This window comes from Herbaspirillum sp. Her2, from assembly GCF_057961375.1.
Window position 1 is genome coordinate 1,033,213 of sequence record NZ_CM176331.1, and the last position, 22,292, is coordinate 1,055,504.

General features: G+C 64.3%; 20 protein-coding genes and 1 pseudogene. 14 read left to right on the top strand and 7 right to left on the bottom strand.

Annotated elements, in window-relative coordinates:
* Positions 1-7 precede the first annotated feature (7 nt).
* From serB to ACWHXP_RS04810, 11 genes and pseudogenes are all read left to right on the top strand, one after another.
* On the top strand, positions 8-892 hold the full coding sequence (gene serB, locus ACWHXP_RS04760) for a phosphoserine phosphatase SerB (RefSeq protein WP_489634373.1): 885 nt from the start codon (positions 8-10) through the stop codon (positions 890-892).
* Positions 893-929: 37 nt separating this feature from the next.
* Positions 930-1,292, top strand: coding sequence for a DUF4870 family protein (locus tag ACWHXP_RS04765; RefSeq protein WP_034337781.1), 363 nt, complete (start codon positions 930-932; stop codon positions 1,290-1,292).
* 257 nt (positions 1,293-1,549) lie between these two features.
* Positions 1,550-3,175, top strand: coding sequence for a methyl-accepting chemotaxis protein (locus tag ACWHXP_RS04770; protein WP_121041977.1), 1,626 nt, complete (start codon positions 1,550-1,552; stop codon positions 3,173-3,175).
* A gap of 29 nt (positions 3,176-3,204) precedes the next feature.
* A complete protein-coding gene (locus ACWHXP_RS04775) occupies positions 3,205-3,672 on the top strand; it encodes a chemotaxis protein CheW (RefSeq protein ID WP_489634372.1) in 468 nt (155 codons plus the stop codon).
* Positions 3,669-4,950: pseudogene (locus tag ACWHXP_RS04780) on the top strand (CheR family methyltransferase). The gene ACWHXP_RS04775 and the pseudogene ACWHXP_RS04780 overlap by 4 nt, the downstream one beginning before the upstream one ends.
* Positions 4,943-5,611, top strand: a complete 669-nt coding sequence (locus ACWHXP_RS04785) for a chemotaxis protein CheW (RefSeq protein WP_489634370.1) — start codon at positions 4,943-4,945, stop codon at positions 5,609-5,611. The pseudogene ACWHXP_RS04780 and the gene ACWHXP_RS04785 overlap by 8 nt, the downstream one beginning before the upstream one ends.
* The gene (locus tag ACWHXP_RS04790; protein WP_489634369.1) at positions 5,608-7,920 is read left to right on the top strand and encodes a hybrid sensor histidine kinase/response regulator; all 2,313 of its coding nucleotides are present in this window, start codon (positions 5,608-5,610) and stop codon (positions 7,918-7,920) included. Before ACWHXP_RS04785 ends, ACWHXP_RS04790 begins: the two co-directional genes overlap by 4 nt.
* A complete protein-coding gene (locus tag ACWHXP_RS04795; protein WP_489634368.1) occupies positions 7,917-8,939 on the top strand; it encodes a chemotaxis response regulator protein-glutamate methylesterase in 1,023 nt (340 codons plus the stop codon). Before ACWHXP_RS04790 ends, ACWHXP_RS04795 begins: the two co-directional genes overlap by 4 nt.
* Positions 8,940-8,964: 25 nt before the next feature.
* Positions 8,965-9,993, top strand: coding sequence for a GGDEF domain-containing response regulator (locus tag ACWHXP_RS04800; RefSeq protein WP_134224122.1), 1,029 nt, complete (start codon positions 8,965-8,967; stop codon positions 9,991-9,993).
* Between the two features lie 75 nt (positions 9,994-10,068).
* On the top strand, positions 10,069-10,524 hold the full coding sequence (locus ACWHXP_RS04805) for a MaoC family dehydratase (protein ID WP_034331529.1): 456 nt from the start codon (positions 10,069-10,071) through the stop codon (positions 10,522-10,524).
* Between the two features lie 201 nt (positions 10,525-10,725).
* Positions 10,726-12,564, top strand: a complete 1,839-nt coding sequence (locus tag ACWHXP_RS04810) for a sensor domain-containing diguanylate cyclase (protein ID WP_489623186.1) — start codon at positions 10,726-10,728, stop codon at positions 12,562-12,564.
* A 47-nt stretch (positions 12,565-12,611) separates the two neighbouring features.
* Here the strand turns inward: ACWHXP_RS04810 and ACWHXP_RS04815 are convergent, their stop codons facing one another.
* The 5 genes from ACWHXP_RS04815 to ACWHXP_RS04835 all read right to left on the bottom strand — a co-directional run bounded on the left by ACWHXP_RS04815 (position 12,612) and on the right by ACWHXP_RS04835 (position 17,397).
* Positions 12,612-13,304, bottom strand: coding sequence for a glutathione binding-like protein (locus tag ACWHXP_RS04815; RefSeq protein ID WP_121041962.1), 693 nt, complete (start codon positions 13,302-13,304; stop codon positions 12,612-12,614).
* An 81-nt stretch (positions 13,305-13,385) separates the two neighbouring features.
* Positions 13,386-14,543, bottom strand: coding sequence for a pyridoxal phosphate-dependent aminotransferase (locus ACWHXP_RS04820; protein WP_489623185.1), 1,158 nt, complete (start codon positions 14,541-14,543; stop codon positions 13,386-13,388).
* A gap of 63 nt (positions 14,544-14,606) precedes the next feature.
* Positions 14,607-15,128, bottom strand: a complete 522-nt coding sequence (locus ACWHXP_RS04825) for a putative toxin-antitoxin system toxin component, PIN family (RefSeq protein WP_252695168.1) — start codon at positions 15,126-15,128, stop codon at positions 14,607-14,609.
* An 11-nt stretch (positions 15,129-15,139) separates the two neighbouring features.
* Positions 15,140-15,424 carry a hypothetical protein gene (locus ACWHXP_RS04830; protein ID WP_034331521.1) on the bottom strand — a complete coding sequence of 95 codons (285 nt, stop codon included), beginning with the start codon at positions 15,422-15,424 and terminating at the stop codon, positions 15,140-15,142.
* Positions 15,425-15,651: 227 nt separating this feature from the next.
* Entirely contained in the window at positions 15,652-17,397 is a 1,746-nt protein-coding gene (locus ACWHXP_RS04835; RefSeq protein WP_489634367.1) for a methyl-accepting chemotaxis protein, read from the bottom strand.
* 267 nt (positions 17,398-17,664) lie between these two features.
* On the opposite strand from ACWHXP_RS04835, the gene yaaA reads away from it, so the two are divergent.
* Positions 17,665-18,441: a peroxide stress protein YaaA gene (gene yaaA, locus ACWHXP_RS04840; protein ID WP_121041951.1), complete on the top strand. Its 777-nt coding sequence runs from the start codon at positions 17,665-17,667 to the stop codon at positions 18,439-18,441.
* A gap of 109 nt (positions 18,442-18,550) precedes the next feature.
* On the opposite strand, the gene ACWHXP_RS04845 is transcribed toward yaaA, so the two are convergent.
* On the bottom strand, positions 18,551-19,351 hold the full coding sequence (locus ACWHXP_RS04845) for an outer membrane protein assembly factor BamD (RefSeq protein ID WP_039785278.1): 801 nt from the start codon (positions 19,349-19,351) through the stop codon (positions 18,551-18,553).
* 112 nt (positions 19,352-19,463) lie between these two features.
* Between ACWHXP_RS04845 and ACWHXP_RS04850 the strand changes: the two genes are divergently transcribed.
* Both ACWHXP_RS04850 and pgeF read left to right on the top strand, forming a co-directional pair.
* Positions 19,464-20,582: an RluA family pseudouridine synthase gene (locus tag ACWHXP_RS04850; protein ID WP_489634366.1), complete on the top strand. Its 1,119-nt coding sequence runs from the start codon at positions 19,464-19,466 to the stop codon at positions 20,580-20,582.
* Between the two features lie 12 nt (positions 20,583-20,594).
* The gene (gene pgeF, locus ACWHXP_RS04855) at positions 20,595-21,341 is read left to right on the top strand and encodes a peptidoglycan editing factor PgeF (protein ID WP_489634365.1); all 747 of its coding nucleotides are present in this window, start codon (positions 20,595-20,597) and stop codon (positions 21,339-21,341) included.
* Positions 21,342-21,380: 39 nt separating this feature from the next.
* Here the strand turns inward: pgeF and ACWHXP_RS04860 are convergent, their stop codons facing one another.
* The gene (locus ACWHXP_RS04860) at positions 21,381-22,274 is read right to left on the bottom strand and encodes a LysR substrate-binding domain-containing protein (RefSeq protein ID WP_121041943.1); all 894 of its coding nucleotides are present in this window, start codon (positions 22,272-22,274) and stop codon (positions 21,381-21,383) included.
* Positions 22,275-22,292 lie beyond the last annotated feature (18 nt).

Consider the following 22,292-nt stretch of genomic DNA (forward strand, 5'->3'; position numbering starts at 1 on the left):
CGCACCCATGAATCAACAGAACAACATGAACCTGATCCTGCAAGCCCCCAAGCAACACGCCGTGCCGTCTTCCGCCATCGAGTCCATCGCTGCCCTGGCCGGTGGCCGCGCCGAGCGCATTGCAGATGACCGCGTACCGGATGCCGATGCCTGGCGTGTGGCGGGCGTGAGCCAGAGCGATGCGCTCAAGGCCAGCATCGATGCGGCTTGCCTGCAGGCGCGCCTGGACTATGCCTTCATCGAAGAGGGCCGCAAGCTGTCCGATTTCCGCCTGGTGGCCATGGACATGGATTCCACCCTCATCACCATCGAATGCATCGACGAGATCGCCGACATGCAGGGCTTGAAACCGCAGGTGGCCGAGATCACCGAAGCGGCCATGCGCGGCGAGATCGAGTTCAACGAAAGCCTGACCCGCCGTGTGGCATTGCTCAAGGGGCTGGACGCAGGCGCGTTGCAGCGTGTCTATGATGAGCGCCTGCAATTGTCGTTGGGCGCGGAAAACATGCTCAAGGCAGTGCAGGCCGCCGGCCTCAAGACGCTGCTGGTCTCAGGCGGATTCACCTTCTTCACCGACCGCATGAAGGCACGCCTGAACCTGGACTACACCCACGCCAACACGCTGGAAGTGGCCGACGGCAAGCTCACCGGCAAGGTGGTCGGCGGCATCGTCAATGCCGACGAGAAACGGGCGACAGTGGAACGCATCTGCCGCGAGATCGGTGCCGAACCAAGCCAGGCCATCGTCATGGGCGATGGCGCCAATGACCTGCGCATGATGGGCATCTCGGGCCTGTCGGTGGCCTTCCGCGCCAAGCCGGTGGTGCGTGCCCAGGCCAGCGTGGGCTTGAATTTTGTGGGCTTGGACGGCATCTTGAACCTGCTGGCCTGACGTCGGGGCCGGCTTCCCCCTCATTTCAGGAGACGCGATGAACCAGGAACTGGTATTCGACCCACAGACCCAGACCGGCCGTGACCTGGTCTGGTGGCTCTACCTGGCGCATGCCGCCTGCCTGGTGTTTTCGCTGGGCATGCTGTCGTGGCTGCCCCTGATCGTCAATTACCTCAAGCGCGGCGACGTGCGCGATACCTTCCTTTACACCCACCATCGCTGGCAGATCCGTTCCTTCTGGTGGTACCTGTTCTGGCTGTTCGCCGGCGGCGTGCTGTGGGCGACGGTGATCGGAATCCCGGTGGCGATTCTGGTGTTCTCGCTGGCCTGGATCTGGAAAGCCTACCGCCTCATCAAGGGCTTCCTCGACCTGCAGGACAACAAGCCCATGCCGGTGTGATCCCGCCGATCGGCTGACGCACTCAAACGGCACCTTCGGGTGCCGTTTTTATTTCCTTCGGGCAAAGAATCATTGCGCAAGGGATAATAGTGATATTGAAAGATTTCAATGATAATCTCGAAGTATTACTAGGCCGCACTAATCCGCAACCGATCGCACTAGATGGCCCGGGTTAGCCACAGGCGAACTTTCGTTCATGCGCACCTCACGAAGGCGCGCCAGGGCGGGGTGCTCATTCCAAAGGGGGAAAACTGCGCATGAAGAACTGGACGATCAAGCAACGCATCCTCGGGAGCTTCGGGCTCATCCTGCTGCTGATGGCACTGATGGCCGGGATTTCGGCGGTCAACCTTGGCCACATCGAGAAGGGGGCGACGGCGCTGCGCAACGACTCCACCCCCGGTCTCTACTACAGCACCCAGATCAACGCTGCGTGGTACGAAAACCTGCTGATGACCCAGCAGATCATTCAGATCGATGCCAATGATGCCGAGCGCCAGGCTGACCTGGCACTGCTGCGCCGCAACGCCGAACGCCTCGACCGCTTGCAGGAAGATTACGACAAGACCATCTTCAGCGATGCTGACCGCAAGCTCTTCGAGCAATTCAAGGAGACGCGGCAGAAGTACCGTGCCGTCGTCAGCGAGGTGCTGAAGATGGACTTCAGCCAGCGCGCCCCGATCGACAAGATCGTCAACGAGCAGATTCGTCCGCAATGGCGTACCGGCTATCAACTGACGCAGCGCATGGTCGAGACCAACAAGGGCATCGCCGACGACGCCGCCCAGCGCATCGGCGATGCCGTCAACTCGGCCCAGTTCACCCTGATGAGCGCGCTGATGGCAGCGCTGCTGGTGGCGCTGGTGTGCGGCTTCTTCCTGATGCGCGCCATCAACGAGCCGCTGCAGAAGCTCATGGGCCTGCTCGACATCATGCGCTCGGGCGATTTCTCGCGCCGCGTGGCGCTGGACCGCAAGGATGAGTTTGGCGTGCTGGGCAACGGCTTCGACCGCATGACCGATGAGCTGACCGCGCTGGTTTCGCAGGCGCAGAAGTCCTCGGCACGCGTGGCGACGTCGGTCACCGAGATCGCCGCCACGGCCCGCCAGCAACAGGCCACCGCCGCCGAAACGGCCGCCACCACCACCGAGATCGGCGCCACCTCGCGCGAGATTCACGCAACCTCACGTGACCTGGTGCGCACCATGAATGAAGTCTCGGTCGTCTCGGAACAGACCTCCGCGCTGGCCGGTAGCGGCCAGGCGGGCCTGACCCGCATGGGCGACACCATGCAGAACGTGATGGATGCGGCCGGTTCGGTCAGCGCCAAGCTGGCCATCCTCAACGAGAAGGCGGGCAACATCAACCAGGTCGTGACCACCATCACCAAGGTGGCCGACCAGACCAACCTGCTGTCGCTGAACGCCGCCATCGAGGCCGAGAAGGCCGGCGAACATGGCCGCGGCTTCTCGGTGGTGGCCACCGAAATCCGCCGCCTGGCCGACCAGACTGCCGTGGCGACCTACGACATCGAAGTCATGGTCAAGGAAATTCAGTCGGCCGTGGCAGCCGGCGTGATGGGCATGGACAAGTTCTCCGACCAGGTGCGGCGCGGCATGCAGGATGTGCAGACCGCCGGCAGCCAGCTGTCGCAGATCATTGCCCAGGTGCAGGCACTGGCACCGCGTTTCCAGATCGTCAACGAAGGCATGCAGGCCCAGGCCAGCAGCGCCGAGCAGATCAACCAGGCGCTGGTGCAGCTCTCCGAAGCGGCCCAGCAGACCGTGGAGTCGCTGCAGCAATCGAGCCAGGCCATCGACGAACTGAACGTGGTCTCCAATGAATTGCGCAATGGCGTCTCGCGCTTCAAGGTGACGGACTGAGCGCCGCACCGGTCCCGCCCAGCGTGCTCATGAGCCAGTCCCTGCATCTGCTGTTTTCCCTGGGGGAAGAGCGCTATGCCTTGCCCACCGCCGAGGTGGCAATGGTATTGCCGCTTTCCCCCTGCAAATCGCTGCCCGGCGCACCCGCATGGGTAGCCGGGCTGCTGCCGTATGGCAGCGGCCACGTGCCGGTGATCGACCTGTCCATGCTGGCGCTCGGTCATCCCGCTCCGGCGCGCGTGAGTACGCGCCTGGTGCTGGTGCATTACCGCCACGCGCAGGCGCTGCCGGTGCTGCTGGGCCTGATCCTGCCACAAGCCACCGATACGCTGCGCCTTGATGCGGCCCACTTCACGCCGGCCGCCGTCCGCAATGAGGGGGCGCCCTACCTCGGGCCTGTCATGCCGTATCAGGGCGGACTGCTGCAGCGGGTGCAAGTGGGCGACCTGCTCGACCCGGCTACGCGCGCCTTGCTCTACCCGGAGGTGCCGGCATGAAGAGCCTGCCGCTGATCGCCGACAAGCTCAAGGCCGTCATGGGCCTGGACATGGCCACCGTCGGCAGCAGCCTCATCGAACGGGTGGTGCGCGAGCGCATGGCGGCGCTGGGCATCGCGGACGATGGCCACTATCTGGCACGGCTGCAGGGGTCGGCCGCCGAGTTGCAGGCCCTGATCGAACTGGCCGTGGTGCCGGAGACCTGGTTCTTCCGCGACCGTGAAGCCATTTTCGCCGTGGCGCGGCTTGCGCGGGAGCGGCTGCTTTCGCAGCCCGATGTGCCGGTGCGTATCCTGAGCCTGCCATGCTCCACTGGCGAAGAACCGTATTCGGTCGCGATGGCCCTGCTGGAGGCGGGCGTCATGCCGTCGCAGTTCGTCATCGACGCTTACGATATTCGTACCCGCTCGCTGGAGATCGCGGCGGCCGGTGTCTATGGCCGCAATTCCTTCCGGGGGACAGGCCCTGGGTTTCCGGGATCGCCATTTCATGACGGTGGAGCAGGGCTGGCAACTGCAGGAAGCGATCCGGCGCCAGGTGCGCTTTGCGCCCGGCAATCTGCTGGCACCGGATTTGCTGCGGCAGGCTGCGCCTTACGATTTCATCTTTTGTCGCAACGTGCTGATCTACTTCGAGCGCGAGGTGCAGCGCCAGGTGGTGAGCCTGCTGGAAAGCCTCATGAAACCGGATGCCGTGATCTTCGTCGGCCCCGCCGAAGGCGGACTGATGCTCAGTCCGCGTCTGGAGTCGGCCGGCATTGCACTGGCCTTCGGTTTCCGCAAGCGCGTGGCGGTGGAGAAACCGGCCTGGCGCGAGACGGTATTGGCAGCAGCGCAGCCGCTGTTGGCTGCGCCTGTTCCGGCACGCCGGGCGCGTCCGGCCGCGTCGGCGTTGGCCGCTGACTCAGGAATCAACGCCTTCGCTGCGCCCGTGCCAGCACCGCTGTCAGCTAGCAGCCAGCCCTTGCTGCAGCGTGCCCGCTCGCTGGCCGATGCAGGACAATTCACGCAAGCCGCGGTCTTGTGCGAACAAGCCATCGAAGAGCAGGGGCCGAGCGCCGACGCTTTCTATCTGCAGGGACTGATTCACGATGCCGGCGGTGACGCCGGGCAGGCCCAGCGTTGCTACCGCAAGGTGCTGTATCTGGCACCGCAGCACCAGGCGGCTTTGCTGCAACTGGCCGCCCTGCTGCAGGCGCAAGGTGATACCGCCGGAGCCGAGCGCCTGCGCCAGCGCGCCAGCCGTGTGACGACGACCGAGGAGCCGCATCATGGCTGAGCCGACGCTGACCCCGCCGCACGCGCCCCTCGAGGATTGCTGGAACCGCATCGGCACCAAGGGCGACGGCAGCTGCCCCGAACTGGCGCATCACATCCGCTGCCTGAACTGCCCGACTTTCGCGCGTGCCGCCTTGCAGCAGCTCGATCGGGTGGAGGCATCCCGCGAGGTGGCGCAGCAGTGGGCGCGCGCCGGTGCGGCCGAGGAAGATCAGGAAGATCGCACCGTGCTGGCGTCGGCCCTGGTGGTGCGCATTGCCGGTGAGTGGCTGGCGATTGCCACGTCCGTGGTGCAGGAAGTCGCCGGGAACCGGCCCCTGCACAGCTTGCCGCACCAGCGCAACACCGCCATTGCGGGCGTTGTGAACATTCGCGGCAGCCTGCGCATCTGCGTCTCGCTGGCCCGGGTGTTCCAGCTGCCCGATGACACGCCGGCCCCGCATCTGCTGGTGGCGGCGCATGAAGGGCAGATCCTGGTGTTCCCGGTGGAAGAGGTGGCCGGGGTTCATCGCTATGCAGATGAAAGCCTGGCCCCGGTACCGACCACGCTGGCCCAGGCGGCCATCCAGTACACGCGCGGCATGGTGGAGTGGCGCGGCCGTCCCATCGGCCTGCTCGACCACGAATTGCTGTTCTACGTACTCAACCGGAGCATGACATGAGTACGCCCGATCTGAGCCAGATGTCCATGCTGGACCTGTTCCGCTTCGAGGCGGAAAGCCAGATTGCCCAGCTCAATACCAGCCTGCTGGCGCTGGAGCAGCAACCGACGGCGGCCGAGCATCTGGAAGCCTGCATGCGTGCCGGCCATTCGCTCAAGGGCGCAGCCCGCATCGTCGGCCTGGAAACCGCCGTCAAGGTAGCCCACGTGCTGGAGGACTGCTTCGTCCTGGCGCAGCAGGGCAAGCTGCGGCTGGAGAAAAGACATATCGATGTGCTGCTGCGCGGGGCCGATCTGCTGGGACGGATCGCCTCGCCACCGGACGGCGACGAAACCTGGGTCGACCACGCCGGCAGCGCCGAGGTACAGGCTTTCCTGCAAGCCTTGCCGGCCGTGATGAGTGGTGCGGATGCCGATCCCTGGCCTGCGCCCTCGGCCGCACTGCAGGAGGCCTTCGCCGCCGAGGCGGCCCCGCAGCCACCAGCGCCGGCACCGTCGGCCGCAGCGATGGAGCCGCCACAGCCCGCCGCGAGCGCATCCATCGTCAACCAGACTGCTGCCGCGCGCGCCGTGCGCGTCAGTGCGGACAGCCTGGACCGGCTCCTGAGCCTGACCGGCGAATCGCTGGTGGAATCGCGCCGCCTGAAACCCTTCTCGGCCAGCATGCTGCGCATGAAGCGCGTGCAGCGCGAGGCCGTGCAGGCACTGGACCTGCTGCAACAGAAGCTGGCCGCCAGCCAGTTCGACGAATTCGCCCAGACTACGCTGGCCGAATTGCGCGCGCTGATGCAAACCAACCAGCAACTGCTGGGTGAACAATTGATTGCGCTGGATGCCTTCGACCGGCGTTCGGTCAATCTCTCGCAACAACTGTATGACGAGGCGCTGGCCTGCCGCATGCGGCCCTTTGCCGATGGCACCGCCGGCTTTGCGCGCATGGTGCGCGACGTCGGCAATGCGCTGGGCAAATCGGTGCGGCTGGACATCAGCGGCACCGCCACCCAGATCGACCGCGATATTCTTGAAAAGCTGGAAGCACCGCTCGGCCACCTGCTGCGCAACGCGGTGGACCACGGCATTGAGGACGGCAGCACGCGCCGTGCGGCCGGCAAGCCGGAGCAGGGTGTGGTGCGGCTGGAGGCAAGGCACAGTGCGGGCATGCTGTTGATCGAGGTGGCCGATGATGGTGCGGGCATCGATCTGGACGCATTGCGCCGCACGGTGGTGATGCGCGGCCTGGCGACCCAGGACATTGCCGAGCGCCTGTCGGACGCCGAATTGCTGGACTTTCTGCTCTTGCCCAGCTTCAGCCTGCGCGAGACCGTCACCGAGATTTCCGGACGCGGGGTCGGTCTTGATGTGGTGGCGGACATGCTCAAGCAGGTCCGCGGCACGATCCGTATCACCACACGGCCGGGGCAGGGCAGTCGTTTCCTGCTGCAGTTGCCGCTGACGCTGTCGGTGATTCGCAGCCTGCTGGTGGAGATCGCCGGTGAACCTTATGCGTTTCCGCTGGCCTACGTAAATCGGACCTTGCGTTTGCCGGCCGAGGCCCTGCAGACCCTCGAAGGCTACCAGCACTTCAGCCACGGTGGCCGTCAGGTCGGCCTGGTCAGTGCGCACCAGGTGCTGCAACGTGGCCAGTGGCGCGTCCGAGACGGCAGTGTCTGCGTGGTGGTGATCGGCGAGGAGGAACACAGCTACGGCATCGCGGTCGATGCCTTCCTGGGCGAGCGCATGCTGGTGGTGCAACCGCTGGATGCACGCCTGGGCAAGATTCCCGACATCCTGGCCGGTGCGCTGATGGAAGATGGCGCGCCCTTGCTGATCCTGGACGTGGCCGACTTGCTGCGCACGGTGGAAAAGCTCACCGCCTCGGGACGGCTGCAGACGGTCGACGCGGATCCTGCCGGTGCGGCGGCCGTGGCGGTGCGCAAGAAAGTACTGGTGGTGGACGATTCACTCACCGTGCGCGAACTGGAACGCAAGCTGCTGACCAACCGGGGCTATCAGGTCACGGTGGCAGTGGATGGCATGGATGGCTGGAATGCCGTGCGTGCCGAGCATTTCGACCTGGTCATCACCGATATCGACATGCCGCGCATGGATGGCATCGAGCTTGTCACCCTGATACGCGGCGCGCCGCAATTGCAGGCGCTGCCGGTGATGATCGTGTCGTACAAGGACCGTGAAGAGGATCGGCAGCGTGGCCTGGCAGCCGGGGCCGATCATTATTTCACCAAGAGCAGTTTCCATGATGAAAGCCTGTTGCAGGCGGTCATGGATTTGATTGGAGAGGCGACAACGTGAAGATCGGCATTGTCAACGACACCCCCATGATGGTGGAAGTGCTGCGCCGGGTGATTGCCGAGAGTGGCCGCCACGAATTGATCTGGATCGCCCGCGATGGCGAACAGGCGGTGCAGATGTGCGCCTGGCAGTTGCCCGATGTGGTGCTGATGGACCTGCTCATGCCCAAGATGGATGGCGTGGAAGCCACCCGCCGCATCATGCAGGACACCCCGTGCCCGATCCTGGTGGTGACCTCCGACATGGACACCAGCGCCGCCAAGATCTATGAAGCCATGGGCTATGGCGCGCTCGATGCCACCCAGACCCCGGCGCTCATCGGCGCGGCCGGCAAGCGCGATGCGGCGGCGTTGATCGAGAAGATCGACCAGCTCGGCTTGCTCAGCCCGGACGACATGGCCGCCCCGGTGCGCCTGCCGCTGCGTCCGCTGGCCCCGAATCTCCAGGGCGACCTGGCTCCGCTGGTGGCCATCGGGGCGTCGGCCGGCGGACCGGCCGCGCTGTCGACCCTGCTCAAGCAGGTACCGCGTGAATTCCCCGGCAGCATCGTGATCGTGCAGCACATCGATGCCGCCTTCGCGCCCGGCATGGCGCAGTGGCTGCAGCAGCAGTCGGTGCTGCGCGTGCGCCTGGCGGTCGAAGGCGATCTGCCGCGCCGTGGTGAAGTCCTGCTGGCGGGCAGCAATCATCATCTCGTCTTCAAGGAGGGCAGCCGTCTCGCGTATGTCGAGGGCGCGCCCACGGATGTCTACCGGCCCTCGGTGGACGCGTTTTTCCATAGCATCGTGCGCCATTGGGATGGCAAGGCCACCGGCGTGCTGCTGACCGGCATGGGCCGCGATGGCGCAGCGGGCCTGAAGGCCCTGCGCGACAACGGCTATCACACCCTGGCGCAGGATCAGAAGAGCTGCGCCATCTACGGCATGCCCAAGGCCGCCGTAGCGCTCAACGCCGCCGTCGATGTGCTGCCGGTCAGTGCCATGGCGGCACGGCTGCAGGCGCTGCTGGCCGGGGCGTGACGCAACTGAAATGAAGGAAAGCATGATGAGTTCGGTGCAAGCAACCGACACCCCGGGTGGCGGCCCCGTATTGCCCGCCGACGACTACAAGATCATGGTGTTGCTGGTGGATGACCAGGCCATGGTCGGCGAGGCGATCCGCCGCGCCTTGGCCAAGGAAGAGAACATCGACTTCCATTTCTGCACCCGTGCCGATGAAGCCCTGGCCGTGGCCGAGAAGACCCGTCCCACGGTGATCCTGCAGGACCTGGTGATGCCGGGCGTGGATGGCATGACCCTGGTGCGCCAGTACCGTGCCAGCGCGGTGCTGGCCAACGTGCCGATCATCGTGCTGTCCTCGCGCGACGATGCCGAAATCAAGCGCGATGCCTTCGCCGGCGGTGCCAACGATTACATGGTCAAGTTGCCCGATGTGATCGAACTGGTGGCGCGGCTGCGCTATCACTCGCGCTCCTACATCAACCTGCTGCAGCGCGATGCGGCCTACCGCGCGCTGCGCGAGAGCCAGCAGCAGCTGCAGAAGAGCAATTTCGAGCTGCAGCGCCTGACCAATACCGATGGCCTGACCGGCATCGCCAACCGCCGCTATTTCGACGACTACCTGGGCGCTGAATGGCGCCGCGCCCGGCGTGACGGACTGCACCTGTCACTGCTGCTGATCGACGTCGATTTCTTCAAGCTGTACAACGACAACTATGGTCACGTCGCCGGCGATGCGGTGCTGCGCCGGGTCGCGCAAACGCTCGATGAAAGCATCCAGCGTCCGGCCGACCTGTCGGCCCGTTTCGGCGGCGAGGAATTTGCCATGATCCTGCCGCGCACGTCGCTGGAAGGAGCGCAGGCCCTGGGCCAGAAGCTGTGCCAGCTGATCGAGGCGAACCAAGTCCCGCATGAGCGCTCCAAGGTCAGCGCCTGGCTGACCGTAAGCATCGGTGCGGCTACCATGGTACCGGCACCGGAGCAGGACATCCGCGAACTGATCGAGATGGCCGACCGCCGTCTCTACTTGGCCAAGCAGCAGGGCCGCAACCGGGTGGTCTGGCAGGATGGCTGAACGGACAAGACAAAAAAGGCAGCGCGCGTCGTCTGCGCGCCGGCCACACGATAACGACAAGGGAAGGAAACCAGCATGCGCATCATCGCCAGCCTGGAAGAACTGAAATCGCTGGCAGGCCAGGAAGTGGCCACCAGCGAATGGATTGCCGTCACCCAAGAACAGGTGGACCGCTTTGCGGAGGCCACCGGCGACCATCAATGGATCCACGTCGACCCTGAACGCGCGGCCCGCGAGCTGCCCTACGGTGGCACGGTGGCGCACGGATTCCTGACACTGGCGCTGCTGCCGCGCCTGCTGTCGGAATCCATCAGCCTGGGGCCGGATGTACGCATGCTGCTCAATTACGGCCTGAATCGCGTACGCTTCCCGGCACCCCTGCCGGTGGGCCGAAAAGTGCGCGGCATCATCCGCTTGGAATCCACCGAGGACATCCCCGGTGGCGTGCAGCTGGCCTGGCGCATTACCGTGGAATGTGAAGGGTCCGACAAGCCCGTTTGCGTGGCGGAATTCCTGGTGCGCCGTTACTAGGCGAATCGCTCCACCTGACTGCGCGCATCCTCGCAGAAGCTCATGCAGAGTGTGGCCTGATGGCATCGTCCTTGCCTGCCAGCACGGTTATTCATGCGGGGCTGGAGGAGAAACTGCCACGCATTGTCATAAGGTGCTAATGTCCATCCATACAGCGGCGCATCCGGTGTCGCCGCTGCGTCCTTGCCGATCCTGTTTCTCATGATGTCAGAACGCCCGCCCGTACAGGTTGACGCCGATGCCGAGTTTTACCGGAAGGCGCTCGCCTTCAACAACCTGACGCTGTCCTACATTGCCCGCGGTGCGCCGCTGGAGCAATTGCTGGACCGCATCGCCAGCGGTTTTTCGGGCAGCTATCCGCAACGTGCGCTGGCCATCTTCCTGTTCGATCCCCAGGCCCGCCGCCTGCAAGTAGGTGCCGCCCCGCGCGTGGCGCCGGTTTTCCTGGCCGAGCTGACGGCGCTGGCGGTGGACGATCCCGACACCCCGCAGTTCTGGCATGCCCTGACGGCCCTGGCGGCACGCCATGAACGCTCCCTGCTGGAAATGCTGCCGCTGCGTTCCTTCGCCGGCGGGGTCGCCGGCATCCTGACCATCTGCGCCGCCAACGATGCGCCGGGCGACGCCTCCCATCTGGAGCAGGCGTACCGCGACACCGTGGGCGCGGCCGTGTCGATGGCCATGCTGGCGATCGAGCGCTCCCTGGTGCCGGTCCATGCGCGGGTCAAGAGCGATCCGCCCGGCGAGGCCGACGAGCGCATGGCGCTGGCCATCGAGGGTAGCGGTACCGGCATCTGGGACCGCAATGCCGTCACCGGCGAGATGTATTATTCGCGCGGCTGGAAAGCCATACTCGGCTACGAGGACTGGGAGCTTTCCAGCCATCTGCAGGATGCCTACCAGCGCATTCACCCGGATGACCTGCCTTATGTGCAGGAGACCATTCGCCAGCATTTCGCCTCACGTTCCGATACTTACCAGGTCGAGCACCGCATCCGCTGCCGCGATGGCAGCTACAAATGGATCAGCAGCCGCGGCAAGGTGGTGGCACGCGATGCCGAGGGCAATGCGCTGCGCATGATCGGCACCACCACCGACATCACCGAGGTGCGGCGACTGACCGAGAAGCTGGCCAAGAGCAGCCGCATGCTCGATTACCTGACCAGTGAAATTCCCGGCATGGTGTTCCAGTTCCGCGTGCCCCCGGGCGAGCGGGGTTACTTTACCTACGTCAGCGAAGGCGCGCGCGAAACCTACGGGCTCACCCCCCAGCAGTTGCTGGAAACACCCGTCATCATCGATACCGTCATTCATCCTGAAGACATGCCGCTCTATGAAGCGGCGCGTCAGGCGGTGCTGGCCGGTGCTTCGCACTGGATGCTGGAGTTCCGCGTGATCACCCCCGGCAACGGTGTGCGCTGGCTGCGCGGCCAGGCGCGGCCGCGCCGGCTGGAGGATGGCACGACGCTGTGGCATGGCTTCATCAGCGACATCAGCGAAAGCAAGGCCTTCGAACTGGAACTGCAGGAATTCGCCCTGACCGATTACCTTACCCAGCTGCCCAACCGCCGTTTCTTCATGCAACGCCTGCAGGAAGAGTACAACCGCCTCCAGCGCGGCGTGCTCGACACGGCCGCGGTACTGATGTGCGACCTGGATCATTTCAAGCGCATCAACGACAGCCTCGGTCACGCCGTCGGCGACCAGGTCCTGAAGCATTTTGCGCAAGTGCTCAGGAGCCAGCTGCGCAAGACCGACACCGCCGGACGGCTGGGGGGAGAGGAGTTCGCGGTGATCCTGGCCGGCGCCAATCTGCACGCCGCGGCCGAATTCGCCATGCGCCTGCAGGCCAGCTTTGCCAGCCAGCCGATGCTGCATGAGGGCAGGGAAGTGGAGGTGACGCTGTCGATCGGCATCGCGCTCATGCAAAGCGATTGCGCCGGCCAGGAGCAGGTCCTGCGCGCGAGCGACGATGCCCTTTATCGCGCCAAGGAAAAAGGGCGCAACCGTTTCGAGTTTGCGCCCTTTGCCTGTCCCTGATGCGGTTGCCGCAGGCGGGCCAGATAGCCGCCCGCGGCAATGTCCGATCAGCGTTTCTGGTACTGGCTTTTTCCGAACAGCAATTCCTTGGCCTTGTCATCGTGCAGCGGCTTGCGCTTGTCGGCCAGCACGGTCACGCCGCGCTGCACCGCCGGACGTGCGCTGATGGCATCGAACCAGCGCTGGACGTTGGGGAAGTCCGCCAGATCGATGCCCTGGTTCTTGTGCGAACGGGTCCACGGGAAGCAGGCGATATCGGCGATGGTGTAGTTCTCGCCAGCCAGGTAGGCGTGCTGGCCTAGCTGTTTGTCCATCACTTGGTACAGGCGGCGCGCTTCGTTGCTGTAGCGGTTCACGGCGTATTCGATCTGCTCCGGGGCATACAGGCGGAAGTGGTGCGCCTGGCCCAGCATCGGCCCCAGGCCACCCATCTGGAACATCACCCATTGCAGCACTTCATACTTCTCACGCACGGTCTCGCCGAGGAAGCGTCCGGTTTTACCAGCCAGGTAGATCAGGATGGCACCGGACTCGAACAGCGAGATCGGCGCACCGTCCGGACCATCGGGATCGACGATGGCGGGGATCTTGTTGTTGGGCGAGATCTTCAGGAATTCGGGCGTGAACTGGTCACCGGCACCGATATCGATGGCATGCGCGGTGTAGGGCAGTCCGCACTCCTCCAGCATGATGTGAACCTTGTGGCCGTTGGGCGTGGCCCAGCTGTAGACGTCGATCATGGCGTTCCTTTTTTTGCGTGTCGTGTTGAGGGGGGAAGTCACGTTACGGAAAATATATAAACGATTTGCGCACCAGCCGTGTTACAGCTTGGCCAGCCGGTCCAGCGCCAGTTGCAGCGTCTCATCCTTCTTGGCGAAGCAGAAGCGCACGATGCCCGATTCCCTGGGCGTGTTGTAGAAGGCCGAGACCGGAATGGCGGCCACGCCGATTTCACTGGTGAGCCACTTGCAGAAGTCGGCTTCGGACTGGTCCGAGATGGCGTCGTACTTCACGCACTGGAAATAAGTGCCTTGCGAGGGCAGCAGCTCGAAACGGGTGTTGGCCAGTCCCGCGCGGAAAAGGTCACGCTTCCTCTGGTAAAACGCCGGCAAATCCAGGTACGGTGCCGGGTTCTTCATATACTCGGCCAAGCCATACTGCACCGGCGTGTTGACGGTAAAGACGTTGAACTGGTGCACTTTGCGGAATTCGGCAGTCAGCGCAGCGGGGGCCGCCACATAGCCGACCTTCCAGCCGGTGACGTGATAGGTCTTGCCGAAGCTGGAATTGATGAAGCTGCGCTCAGCCAGCTCCGGATGGCGCGCCAGCGATTCATGCGGTTGGCCATCGAAGACCATGTGCTCATAGACTTCGTCGGAGAGGATCAGGATATCGGTGCCGCGCACGATGTCGGCCAGCGCGGCCACGTCGGATGCGCGCATGACGCTGCCGGTCGGGTTGTGCGGGGTGTTGACCATGATCATGCGGGTCTTGGGCGTGACCGCTGCGCGGACCTTGTCCCAGGGGATGCTGTAACCCGCCGCGCCCACTTCCATCTGCACGAACACCGGCACGCCACCGGCCAGCTCGATGGCCGGCACGTAGCAGTCATAGACCGGCTCGATCACGATCACTTCGTCACCCGGATGCACCGCGCACAGCACCGAGGTCAGGATGCCCTGGGTGGCACCCGCCGTGACGGTGATCTCGGAGACCGGATCATAGCGATGGCCGTAGAGCCGCTCCACCTTGTCGGCGATGGCTTCGCGCAGCGGCAGCACGCCGGCCATGGGCGGGTACTGGTTCAGGCCGTCCTGCATGGCGCGGGTGACCGCATTCACCAGGGCCGGGTCGCAATGGAAATCGGGGAAGCCCTGTCCCAGGTTGACCGCGCCTTTTTCGCTGGCCAATGCAGACATGACGGTGAAGATGGTAGTGCCCACCTTGGGCAGCTTGGTGACGATGTTGGGGGTGCTCATTGCAGCGGGCTCGTTCTTGTGATGATCGCAAGCCCGCTATTCTAGCCGCATTCGCGGCGACCTTCAGGTGGCCGCATCAAGGAAGGCGTCGGCACGCCAGAGCTGGGGCGGTACGATGGCAAACAGGCCGCGCTTGACGGTGCGCTTGCCGAGCTTCAGGACGGCCTTGTCCTTGCTCACCAGCACGTGGGCCTGGCATTGCAGCGCCAGTTCGAGGAATTTCTGGTCGTCGCGATCGGTGCAGATGGGCAGGCCGAAGGTGTTGACTTGGGCCAGCGGCAGACACCGCAGCAGGCGGTCGAATTCAGCGCAGATTGCGGGTTTGGTCTCGGCAGTGACCGGCAGATGCGGATAATCCAGCACGGCCAGCCACTCGCTGCGGCAATCCTCGCGGGTGTAGGCCTCCACGGTCCCTTGTTCCAGCGCGGACTGCAGCGCCGCCCAGCGCGGATCGCGGAAGACGAACAGGTCGAGGCAGACATTGGTGTCCAACACCACCCGCTGACGTCCGGCGGGGACGTCAGCGGGTGTGCCGGAGGGAAAGGACGGTGCAGGGGAGAGAGAAGGTGTTGCCTGGATGCTCATTGAATTGAAAACTAGTTGTCGATGCCACGTTGTCCGGGTAGCGGCGCTTCCTGCTTGCCGAAGAGCTCGCCACCGGCTTCGAGCGCATCATACCCCTGATCGGTGACGCGCCAGAAATTGTGCATGTCGACCGCCGCCAGGCCGCGATCATAGAGCAGGCGCAGATGATGCAGGATCACCTCCGGGGCCACCTGGCCGGGCAGGGCACTCTGGATCTTTTCCACGTCGCCGTAGAGGGTACCGAAGGATGCCAGTTGCTTCAGGATTTCGCCCATGAGGGCTTTGTCGCGTTTCATGATGTCCTCCTTGCCGATGGCCGGCGGGATCAGGCGGGCAGCCTGTGCAATTCGTCTTGCTCGTTCACCATGGACAGCGAAATGCCGGCAAAGTGCCGACAGACTGCCCCTGCAAGAGCACCGGTTGACTGCAACAGTGCGCTCCTGACAGCTTGCATGCTGCCAGTCTTGTTGATTAACGGCAAGTCCGCTGTCCAACTTGAACAGGCCTCCATCCCCCGGCCGGCTCAGAATTGTTCCCAGTCCCCTTCCTCCGCGGAAGGGGCCTTGGCCGCCTTGCCGGCCTTGGGTGCAGGGGCGGCTGGCAGTGCCGGTGCCGCTGCGGCTGTGCGGACGGCCGGCTTGGGTTGCGGCCGGGGCTGCGGTTGGGGCGACAGTGCAGCAGACCGCGCAGCCACCGGGGCCGCCTGCGCGGCGGCATGGGCGCGCTCCAGCTTGAACACGCTCACCAGTTCCGACAGCCTGCCCGCCTGCTCCTGCAGCGAGCCGGCCGCTGCGGCGGCCTGTTCCACCAGCGCGGCGTTCTGCTGGGTCACCTCATCCATCTGGGTGATGGCCAGGTTGACCTGCTCGATGCCATTGCTTTGCTCGGAACTGGCGGCGGTGATCTCGCTGACGACGTCGGTGACGCGGCGCACGCTGGCGACCACTTCGGTCATGGTGCTGCCGGCTTGCTCCACCAGGCGGCTGCCGGTATCGACCTTGGCCACGGAATCATCGATGAGGGTCTTGATCTCCTTGGCGGCGGCCGCCGAGCGCTGCGCCAGCGAGCGCACCTCGGAGGCCACGACCGCGAATCCGCGGCCCTGTTCGCCCGCGCGGGCCGCTTCCACGGCGGCGTTCAGCGCGAGAATGTTGGTCTGGAAGGCAATGCCGTCGATGACGCTGATGATGTCCACGATCTTGCGCGACGAAGCATTGATCGCCCCCATGGTATCGACTACCTGCGACACCACGCTGCCGCCCTGGGTCGCCACATCGGAAGCCGAATGCGCCAGCTGGTTGGCCTGGCGGGCATTATCGGCATTCTGCTTGACGGTGGAGGTGATCTCTTCCATGGCCGAGGCGGTTTCCTCCAGAGAGCTGGCTTGCTGCTCGGTACGGCTGGAGAGGTCGAGGTTGCCGCTGGCGATTTCGCGGGAGGCGGTATTGATGGTGTCTGTTCCTTCACGAACCTGCGTCACGATACGCAGCAGGCTGTCGTTCATGGCCTTGAGGGAGCCCATCAGGCGGCCGGTTTCGTCACGTCCGGCAGGCTGGATATGTACCGTCAGGTCGCCTTCGGCTACCCGCTCGGCCACGTGCATGGCTTCCTGCAAGGGGCGCGAGACGATCCGGGCCACCCAGGTTGCCAACAGCAGGCCAAGGCCGATGCATGCGGCCAGCAGCACACCGATCAGCAGGCGGGAATTTTCATAGCGCACCTGGGCATCGTGGTCCGTCTTCTCGCTGGCGTCGATATTGATGGCCACGGCCTTGTCCATGTTCTCGAACAAGCGCAGGTAGACCGGCGTGATCTGTTTCATCAGCAGCTCGCGTGCGGCATCGGTCTGTTGCCCGCGGACCAGTTTGGCCAGCTCCTGATGCTGTTTGGTGAAGACTGCCAGATCGCTCTTGATGGCCGTGAAATAGGTACGTTCGTCGGGCATGTTGACCAGTGGCTCGTACTTGTCGAGCGCCTTGTTGAGCCCGGCCAGCATGTCGCCGATGATCTTTTCATTGGCTTCCACGTTGGCCTCGTTGCCGGGCAGCAGGTGCTGCAGTTGCACGGTGCGGATGCGGGCCAGTGCCACCTTGGCTTCCAGCGGATAGCGCACGCTGGGCAGGGAATTGGTCGCAATCTCGGTGGACGCATCGTTGACGCGCGAGAGTTGCACGATGGAAAACACCCCCAGCACGCCGGTCAGCAGCAGGATGGTGGCGAAGGTCAGGAGCAGCTTGCGGGCGATGCGCAGATCGTAGAACCAGTTCATGGCGTTTCCTTGGTGTGGGATCAGATGGGATGCGGCGCGGCAATGCAGGCGGGGGCTCGGGCGATGGATGGCGGGCAGAGGCGGATTGCCATTTACGTCCAATGCTTCAGTGTAGGAGCCGGGTGCCAGGGATCAAAGCCCCAATAGCCGGGGTTTTGTTGTCCAAATTTTCATATCGGCTCCAAACCACGCTACCGCACGCAAGCGCCGCGCTTTGGGTATCATGGCGGCCACCTTGTCCCAACCTGATCATTGGATGAACGCCTCATGCTGATTGTTTTGTCTCCCGCCAAATCGCTGGACTACGACACACCGCCCACCACGGACCTCCACACCACACCGGCCTTCGTGCCGCGCTCGGCGGAACTGATCGAGGTCCTCAAGACCAAGTCGCCGGCCGAGATCGGCAGCCTCATGGGCATCTCCGACCAGTTGTCGGTGCTCAACGTGAACCGCTATGCCAGTTGGTCGCGCAAATTCACCACCAAGAACGCCAAACAGGCGGTGCTGGCCTTCAACGGCGATGTCTACGAGGGGCTGGATGCGGGCTCGCTCAAGGCCAAGCAGCTCGACTACCTTCAGAACCACGTGCGCATCCTGTCGGGCCTGTACGGCATGCTGCGTCCGCTGGACCTGATGCAGCCGTATCGCCTGGAGATGGGCACCAAGCTGGCCAATCCGGGCGGCAAGGATCTCTATGCCTTCTGGGGCAACGAGATTACCGAAGCGCTCAATGACGAACTGGCGGCACAGAAGACGCCGGTGCTGGTGAACCTGGCTTCGGAGGAATACTTCAAGGTGGTCAAGCCCAAGCTGCTCAAGGCGCAGGTGATCTCGCCCGTGTTCGAGGACTGGAAGGGCGGCAAGTACAAGATCATTTCCTTCTACGCCAAGCGGGCGCGCGGCCTGATGGCGCGCTATGCCGCCGAGAAGAACATCAGCCAGCCGGAAAAGCTGAAGGCCTTCGACGTCGAAGGCTATGCCTTCGCGCCGGAAGCCTCCAGCGAGAGCAGCTGGGTGTTCCGCCGCAAGCTGGAAGGCTGAGCGCGCTGTGGCAGAAAGCAGGCAGGCTGCCTGCCTTGGCCAATAAAAAACCCTCGCCATCTGCATGGCGAGGGTTTTTTATTGGAGCTTGTCGCTGAGGCTGCCCGGATTACCAGACCTTCCACCACGGCTTGGCCTTCTGCTTGGGACCGCCGTTGTACCAGGGGCTGTTGGGGTAGGTGGCCTGGATGATGCGTTCGGTATCTTCCTTCAGCTTGGTCTGGCCGAGGGCTTCGTAGGAGCGCATCAGGATGAACAGCGCCTCTTCATTGGCCGGGGAGTCCGGATATTGCTTGATGGCTGCCTGCGCACGGTTGGCGGCCGACACGTAGGCACCACGGCGGAAGTAGTAGTTGGCTACGTGGACGTCATACTGGGACATGGCATTGACCAGGTATTTCATGCGGGCAATGGCGTCCGGGGTGTACTTGCTGTCCGGGAAACGTTCAGCCAGCAGCTTGAACGAATCGAAGGCGTCACGCATGGCCTTGGGATCGCGCTCGGTGTTGTCCTGGTCGGTGAAGGTGTCGAAGATGCTGGTGCGATCATTGAAGTTGATCAGGCCACGCAGGTAATACATGTAGTCGACATTGGGGTGGTTCGGGTGCAGCTTGATGAACCGGTCCACCGCAGCCAGGCCTTGTGCCTGCTCGTTCTGGCGGTAGTAGGCGTAGGCGATGTCCATCTGCGCCTGCTGGGCGTAGGTGCCGAACGGGTAGCGCGATTCCAGCTTCTCGAAATACTTGATGGCCTTGTCGTAGCCGCCGGCATTCAGTTCATCCTTGGCTTCCGAGTATAATTTCGAGGCAGACCAGCCGACCGTCTCGTCTTTTTGTTCCGGCAAGAGGCCGCAGGCGGTGAGCGAGAGGGCAAAACCGATGATGAAGAACTTCAATAAGATTTTGTGCATGACTCTTGTGTGCTTGTCTGGGACTATCAGTTGTGCATGGCGCTGAGCGCCTACCCGAGCCGGCTGCATCGATACCCGAAATACAATCAACCCGATCCGGCGATTATAGCTGATGTCACGTAAGAAACCCCTTCCGATTACAAATGGCGATGAGCCTGTAAAGACCGACCTCCCGCTGGAGGACGATTTCGATGACGGCGAGCAAGCCGGCGGCGAAAGCGTCTCCGGCCTGGAGCCCCTGAGTTTCCGCCTGGATGACGAGGTCATCGGCCAGCGGCTGGACAAGGTTCTGTCCGGCCTCATGCCCGAATTCTCGCGCAGCCGCATCCAGCAATGGATCGAAGACGGCCACGTCACCGTCGACGGCGCGCCCGCCAAGGGCAAGATGACCATGCTGGGCGACGAGCTGGTGGAGGTGGCGCCGCAATCGGTGCCGGCCGACCAGCCCTATGCCCCTGAAGCCATGGCGCTGGACATCCTGCACGAGGACAAGTCCATCATCATCCTCAACAAGCCTGCTGGCCTGGTGGTGCATCCGGCGGCCGGCAACTGGAGCGGCACGCTGTTGAACGGCCTGCTGCATCATTGCCCGGGCCTGGCCAACGTGCCGCGCGCCGGCATTGTGCACCGGCTGGACAAGGAAACCAGCGGCCTGATGGTGGTGGCCAAGACCCTGGCCGCGCAGACCGACCTGGTGCGCCAGTTGCAGGCACGCAGCATGAAGCGCCAGTATCTGGCCCTGGTGTGGGGGCTGCCGCAGCTGTCCGGCACCATCAACGCGCCGATGGCACGCCATCCGCGCGACCGCATCAAGATGGCGGTGTCGCAAAGCATGCGCGCCAAGCCGGCGGTAACCCATTACCGGCGCCTGGCCACCGGCGAGATCGACCGCAAGCCGGTCAGCCTGGTGCATTGCCGCCTGGAAACCGGCCGTACCCACCAGATCCGCGTGCACCTGCAGTCGCTGGGTTTCGCGCTGGTGGGCGATGCGCTCTATGGCAAGCAGCACCTGGCCTCGGTCTTCCCGCGCCAGGCCCTGCTGGCCGGGCGCCTGGGCCTGGTGCATCCGACTTCGGGCAAGTTCCGCCAGTGGGCCGCGCCTTTGCCGCCGGATATCGAAGCCCTGCTCAAGAGCGCCAACATCGATCCGGCCCTGGCGGTGATCCCCGAGATGAGCGAGGAAGCCGATTCGGTCCTGGGCGACTATGACGAAGACGATGACGACTATTGAGCGAGCCCGTCCATGGAATTGCTGATCCCCGACTGGGCTGCGCCTGCCAACATCGGTGCCCTGACCACGCTGCGTGCAGGGGGCTTCAGTCCCGCGCCGTATGGCGACGGGCAGGGCGGTGGCGGCCTGAACCTGGGCACGCATGTCGACGATGACCCGGCGCTGGTAGCGCGCAATCGTGCGCTGCTGCGCCGTTTGTTGCCGTCCGAACCGGCCTGGCTGACGCAGGTGCATGGCGTCGCCGTACTGGACGCCGCCGCATTGCCCGATCAGCCCACGGCAGATGCCTGCATCAGCAGCACGCCCGGCGCGGTGTGCGTGATGATGACGGCCGATTGCCTGCCGGTGCTGTTCTGCGACCGCGCCGGCACGGTGGTCGGCGCGGCCCATGCGGGTTGGCGCGGACTGGCTGGCGGCGTGCTCGAAGCCACCGTGGCCGCCATGCGCGCGCGCGGCGCGCAGGACATCATCGCCTGGCTGGGGCCGGCCATCGGGCCGGAACAGTTCGAGGTCGGTGCCGAAGTGCGCGAGGCCTTCATTGCGCAGCAGACAGCAGCGCAACATGCCTTCCGCGCTTATCCGGGCCGTCCCGGCAAGTACCTGGCCGACATCTATCAGCTGGCCCGCCAGCGGCTGGCCAGCATGGATGTGCATGATGTCAGCGGTGGCGGTCTGTGTACCGTGAGCGATCCGCGTTTCTATTCCTATCGGCGTGACAAGACGACCGGGCGCATGGGCTCGCTGGTCTGGCTCAAATGACGATGGCGGCTCTGCGGAGCCGCCATTTTTCTTGATGCCTCACGGGTGGCGCTGCAAGGCATGGATCAGTTCGCGCGTAGGTCCCGGCAAGCCCTCCAATCCGCGCACGCAGATGAGCAGCTGGCGGCGGCTCCAGCCATCGGTGAGCGGGATGGCGCGAATGTCCATGTGCGCCGCGCAGTCCTGGGCCGCCGTCGCCGGAATCACGGCCACGCCGACCTGATGCTCCACCATGCGGCAGATGCCGTCGAAGCTGCGCAGCCGCACGCGGTATTGCAGACGCCGCCCGGCACGCGTGGCATGGCCGGAGAGATGCTGCTGCAGGGCGCTGTCGCCCGACAGCCCGACGAAATCCTCTCCCAGCAATTCGCTGAAGGCCAGTGACTTGCGGCGCGCCAGCGCATGCTTCTTCGATAGCACCGCCACCAGATGATCCTGGCGGAAGGGATAGGTCTGCAGCGGCCCGCTATCGGTGGAGTCGGCGATGATGCCGACATCGGCTACCCCATCCACCACGGCCTGCACCACTTCATAGCTCAGTTTTTCTTCCAGTTCGATATCCGTGTGCGGATGTCGTGCCAGGAAGCGCGCCAACACCTCCGGCAGGAACTCGGTCATGGCCGAGGTATTGCACAGCAGGCGGATATGGCCCTTCAGGCCTTGCGCATACTGGCCCAGTTCATCGCGCAGCTGTTCCATCTGCTGCGCCATCATGCGCGCGTGGTGGGCCAGCGCGCGGCCGGCATCGGTGGTCTGGACGCCGCGCCGGCCGCGCTCCAGCAAGGCGGTGCCCAGAGCATCTTCCATGTTGCGGATGCGCGCGCTGGCCGAGGCCAGCGCCATGTGGGCGCGTTCGGCCCCGCCAGTGATGCTGCCGCTTTCCACGATGTGCAGGAAAAGACGCAGGTCGGAGAGTTCGAAGCGATGGCTCATCGGCGTACGGGGTCCGGA